Consider the following 5,190-nt stretch of genomic DNA (forward strand, 5'->3'; position numbering starts at 1 on the left):
ATTGCAACGGATCGCGGCTGCATCGAACCTCCAGGATCATTACAATTATCGCATATTTACCGAAGGATGCACCGGCCGTTCAATCAGGTAGAACGGTGGATCAGAAGGCAGGCATATTCGATCAGCCTGGTCAGACCGCGCTGGCGGAGAAGATGGTGGCTCGGCAGGGCGTCATGTTGGGCGAGAAGTTCCAGCTGAAAAGTCGTGCCGAAAAGCTGTTCGATCTCAGGCAGCGGCACCGCGAACGGCGGCCCGGGAAGCTCTGCCTGATCGTAATCATAACCGACCAGGAGAATTCGGCTGTCGATCGGCAGGCTCCGACAGAGAAAATCGGCATACTCGCGGCGCATCGGCGGCGGCAACGCAACCAGTGAGCCCCGATCGTAAACAGCCCGGACATGCCGAAAATCATCCGGTGAAAGCTGGAAAAGATCGCCCTGGAAAAGGGTTATCCCGGCGCTGTGAAATCGCGGTATTGCTCCGCTCTCGTCGATTTCAGCATCAAGACCGTTCTCAGCGAAGAAGGCCCGGACCGCAAGTTCACTCAACTCAACTCCGAGGACCTTCGCCCCCTGTTGGCGTAACCAGAGAAGATCAGGCGACTTGCCGCAAAGCGGTACAAAAACTGTTTCCGGTCCGACGTGCAGCCGGTGATAATACTGATGCAGGAACTCATGGCGCTCATCCATGTGAAAGCCGATTTCGTCGCGGCTCCAGCGCTCTATCCAGAAATCATGATCCATAACAGAATTATACCAGGATCAAACCTGATCAGCCGGGAGAATCCGGCCGTCAGAACCGACATAACGGACTTCACACCTGAGGTCGAACCCTGTTTTTTCGGACACCCTTTTCCGGATATGTGCGATCAACTTCAGGACGTCGGCGGCCGTGGCACCGCCCAGGTTGACAATAAAGTTGGCGTGTCGGTGTGAAACCTCGGCCCGACCGATGCGCTCACCCTTAAGCCCGGCCTCTTCAATGATTTTCCCGGGTGGACCGACTGTCGCATGCATCTCTGCAGTGCTGAGAAACACAGACCCGCAGTTCGGCTGTTTACGGGGAAACTTCCGCCGCCGCTCACGCAGGTCAACGAGCATCTCCTGACGAATCTGTCTGGAATCGCCAAAAGGACATTCAAGTTCGATCTCGACCAATACAGAGCCGCGCTCCTGCAAGGCTGAATGGCGATAGGAAAAAGCACACTCTTCCCGACTCAGTTGCACCAGGGCACCGTCACGGTCAACCGCCGTGACCCGTACAACATTTTCACCGATTCCCTTACGATGACTGCCGCCATTCATCATCACCAGGCCACCGATGGTCCCGGGAATTCCAATGGTGTGCTCGAGACCGGACAGACCGGCCAGCATCGCCTTGCGCGCCAGCTGCGGTACCCATAGACCAGCTCCGACAACAATGCGGTTGCCGCTGATCGACAGGTGCGACATATTGCGGCCAATTTTCAGAACGATGCCACGCAACCCTGCGTCGGCAAACAGCAGGTTGGTTCCCTGTCCAATCACCAACAGTGGTACATTCCGCCGAGAAGCATATTTAATAACGGTTTCGACCTGTTTCGGGCACGCCGGTTCAACCAGCAGATCAGCCGGTCCGCCGATCCGCCAGCTGCTCTGATCACTCAACGGGGCGTTGAAAACACGATCACCAATATCGAGAGCAACCAGCTCTTCCAATTTCTCGTTATGATTCACATCAGGCAAGGTCATTTTAAATCTTCATCCTGGCCGGACAGGTAATCGCCAAGCAGGGACCGGCTGTGTTCGTCTTCGTGGCAATAGGCACAGAGATTCTCCCAGTTGCTGCCATCGGGTGGATTGTTATTGTGGTTACCATCCTTGTGGTGAACAGTCAACAGCTGTAAATTCTCGGTGTCAAACTCGCGGCCGCATTTGGCGCAGATCAGTCCATGAATTTTCAGGGATCGTTCGCGATAATTCGACATGCCGGAACCATCCGACCGCATCTGCCGGACCAGCTCATCAATCTCCTCCGGGCTCTTCAGTTTTTTCCTGACCGGCCGGCGCGGTCGGCTCGAACGTGACAATGTCATCCTCCTTGCACATCCATCATGACCCGCCAACGAACTGTACAAATGCACAGTCCCGAACCGAACAGGATGCAACTTTTTTATACGGGACCTCACCTGTTTTTAGTTTTAAAACTCACGTAGTCTGTGAACCATCAAAGGCCCGTTGTGGCAGACGGTCCGATGACTACCTTCTTCTCAATGAGTAAAAAACTGTAGAAAAGCCGATTCGGTTGCCTCCTCCGGATCGGCTTTTCTGCATTCAACGGCCGCCGGAGCCGGGCCGTGGCAACAATATTGACATCACCACCGCCAGTGCCGTCAAGGCCGCCGACAACTGGTAACTGATCGAGAAGGTGCCGCTCGACTCGGCGAGGATCCCGGCGACAGCCGGCCCAACAGTCTGACCGACGGCAAAGAAAAAAGTAATCGCCGAGAACGCGGCTGCCGCCTGCGAAATCGGGAGGTAATCACCAACCGCCGCCGCCATGATTGTCGGGATGGCAAACGCCGACAGCCCGTAAAGAACAATCGATACCACAAGGGCGGCACTGCCGATGCCGGAACCGACCAGGACATAGGCGATCGTCTGAATAACATAGACCGTTGCCAGCCCCTTCTTCCGACCGATGTGATCCGACAAAGTACCGAAACCGATCCCTGAAAAGATAGAAAAGAGTCCGACCCAGGACCAGTAGAAGCCGGCGCGGGCTTCGCTGAAGGAATATTCATCGACCATGGTGGTTACGATGAAGGTGCCATAAATAACGTAGGTTGCGCCAAAAACAAGGTAAATCAGGCCGAGCCAGGTGACAATCTTGCCGCCGCTCGGCGCCCTGCCTTCTGTCAGTTCCTGTTCATTGATCGGCTCGACCTGCCCGACCGGTTCAAGCCCGAGGTCGGCCGGATCATTCCGCAAAAGAAACCCAACGATAACGGCAATCAGCAGGGAAATCATTCCAATCATCAGCCAGCCGCTACGCCAGCCGGCCCCTCCCTGCAACTCACTCAGTAACGGCACCGCGTAGCCGGCAAAGACAATCGCCGAACCGTTGCCCATAATCATCGCCCCGGCCGCCCGGCCGCGGCGCTGTCGACGGAACCAGTGTGCGACCAGAACCATCGCCGGAATATTGGCAAAGCCGCTACCGACCCCGATCAGGGTGTACAACACCAGAACCGACGTGAAGGCATCAGCCCGGCTGATGCCGAACATACAGAACGCGATCAGCAAAAGACCGAAGACGATCGTACTGCGTGGTCTGAATTTACGGATGGCCAATGGCGCCAGGGCAACCGACAACAGATACCCGCTGAAGTTTCCGGTGCTGATAAAACCCATCTGACTATAAGCAAGGTCGAGCCCGGCGCGCATTGATGGAAGCAACATGCCGTAAGCAAACCGGGCCAGCCCGAGGCAGGAAAAAAGCGTGAGGAAACCGCAAAAAGCGATCAGCCAGCCGTAATGAAACGGGATCTTTTGATTGAATCGGGACATAGCGTCTTTCCGCTGGGAATTGAAACCACAGAATACAGGAGAGCGGATCAAGATAAAAGGTTAAAGGAAAGACCATTAATCCTTGACCTGAAACCATTAGCCGCATATTTTGTCTCCCACGATGGCCCTGATCAGTTTACGAAATATCGAGCTCGCGTTCGGCGGGCCACCCCTCTTCGAAAACGTTTCGATGCAGATCGATAGAGGCGACCGCATCTGCCTGCTCGGCCGCAACGGCACCGGCAAGTCGACCTTGCTGAAGCTGATCGACGGCATGCTCTTGCCGGACGCCGGTGCAATTGACCGGCAACAGGGTTTGCGGGTTGCACTTTTATCACAAGAGATTCCACAGAAGATCCAGGGAACATCCTACGATGTTGTCGCCAGCGGTCTTCCGGAATCGGGAGACAGCTCACCACAAATCGTTGACCAGGTCCTTTCCCGCCTCAAACTCGACCCGGAGATTCCGGCCGCCAACCTCTCCGGCGGGGTGTTGCGCCGGCTGCTTCTGGCCCGGGCGCTGGCAACCGAACCTGACATATTGCTGCTTGACGAGCCGACCAACCATCTTGATATCGAATCGATCAACTGGCTTGAAGAGTTTTTACTCCGTTCCGGAATTACTCTGGTCTTCGTTACTCATGACCGCGCCTTCCTGCGCCGCCTCGCCACCCGGATCGTTGAAATCGACCGCGGGCGGCTGTTTGACTTTTCCTGTGACTACGAAACGTTTCTGCAGCGCAAGGAAGAGCTGCTGCATGCCGAAGCGGTTGACTGGCAGCGTTTCGACAAAAAACTGGGCGAAGAGGAAACATGGATTCGTCAGGGGATCAAGGCGCGTCGCACCCGTAACGAAGGCCGCGTGCGGGCCCTCAAGAAGATGCGCGAAGAACGCCGGCAGCGCCGCGAACGGCTCGGGACCAGCAAGCTCAACCTGCTCGAATCGGACAAAAGCGGTCGGCTTGTAGCCGATATCGACAATATCAGCTTTGCCTATGATGAGAAGATCATTATTGACAATTTTTCAACAACGATCATGCGCGGTGACCGGATCGGCATTATCGGACCGAACGGGGCCGGCAAGTCGACCCTGCTCAAACTTTTGCTCGGTGAGCTCGATCCCGAATCCGGGACGATCAAACTCGGCACCAATCTTCAGGCCATCTACTTTGACCAACTACGTGAGCAACTCGACCCGGACAAAACAGTCCAGCAGAATCTCGCGGGCGATCAGGATACGGTCATGGTCGGTGATCAGCAGAAGCATGTCATCGGTTACCTTCAGGACTTCCTGTTCACTCCTGACCGGGCCCGCACGCCGGTCCGCATCCTTTCCGGCGGCGAAAAGAACAGGCTGTTGCTGGCTCGGCTGTTTACCCGTCCGGCCAATCTGCTTATTCTCGACGAACCGACCAATGATCTCGACCTTGAAACACTTGATCTGCTTGAAGAAATGCTGGCTGATTTTAACGGCACCCTCTTCCTGGTCAGTCATGATCGCTCCTTTCTCAACCAGATCGTGACCAGCACGATCGCCTTTGAAGGAGATGGCCGGGTCTGTGAATATGTCGGTGGTTACGACGACTGGTTGCGCCAGCGGCCACCGGCGCCGAACGAAAAAGTGCGGGAAAAGCCGAAAAGC

At 55.7% G+C, this 5,190-nt stretch carries 5 protein-coding genes; 1 reads left to right on the forward strand and 4 read right to left on the reverse strand.

What is annotated here, in order from left to right:
• Positions 1-83: 83 nt before the first annotated feature.
• From C0623_07190 to C0623_07205, 4 genes are all read right to left on the reverse strand, one after another.
• Positions 84-743 carry a thiopurine S-methyltransferase gene (locus C0623_07190; GenBank protein PLY00544.1) on the reverse strand — a complete coding sequence of 220 codons (660 nt, stop codon included), beginning with the start codon at positions 741-743 and terminating at the stop codon, positions 84-86.
• An 18-nt stretch (positions 744-761) separates the two neighbouring features.
• On the reverse strand, positions 762-1,730 hold the full coding sequence (locus tag C0623_07195; protein PLY00545.1) for a UDP-N-acetylenolpyruvoylglucosamine reductase: 969 nt from the start codon (positions 1,728-1,730) through the stop codon (positions 762-764).
• Positions 1,727-2,074 carry an HNH endonuclease gene (locus C0623_07200; GenBank protein ID PLY00546.1) on the reverse strand — a complete coding sequence of 116 codons (348 nt, stop codon included), beginning with the start codon at positions 2,072-2,074 and terminating at the stop codon, positions 1,727-1,729. Before C0623_07200 ends, C0623_07195 begins: the two co-directional genes overlap by 4 nt.
• 238 nt (positions 2,075-2,312) lie before the next feature.
• Positions 2,313-3,548, reverse strand: coding sequence for an MFS transporter (locus C0623_07205; GenBank protein ID PLY00547.1), 1,236 nt, complete (start codon positions 3,546-3,548; stop codon positions 2,313-2,315).
• Positions 3,549-3,669: 121 nt separating this feature from the next.
• Between C0623_07205 and C0623_07210 the strand changes: the two genes are divergently transcribed.
• Positions 3,670-5,190, forward strand: a 1,521-nt coding sequence (locus tag C0623_07210) for an ABC transporter ATP-binding protein (GenBank protein ID PLY00548.1), incomplete at its 3' end; no start/stop codon positions are given.

Origin of the sequence: Desulfuromonas sp. (assembly GCA_002869615.1) — a bacterium.
In the GTDB taxonomy this organism is placed as follows: domain Bacteria; phylum Desulfobacterota; class Desulfuromonadia; order Desulfuromonadales; family UBA2294; genus BM707.

Bases quoted from the DNA above. Each gene is read 5' to 3' on its own strand.
- C0623_07190 (PLY00544.1), bottom strand. From the start codon at position 743: ATGGATCATGATTTCTGGATAGAGCGCTGGAGCCGCGACGAAATCGGC.
- C0623_07195 (PLY00545.1), bottom strand. From the start codon at position 1,730: ATGACCTTGCCTGATGTGAATCATAACGAGAAATTGGAAGAGCTGGTT.
- C0623_07200 (PLY00546.1), bottom strand. From the start codon at position 2,074: ATGACATTGTCACGTTCGAGCCGACCGCGCCGGCCGGTCAGGAAAAAA.
- C0623_07205 (PLY00547.1), bottom strand. From the start codon at position 3,548: ATGTCCCGATTCAATCAAAAGATCCCGTTTCATTACGGCTGGCTGATC.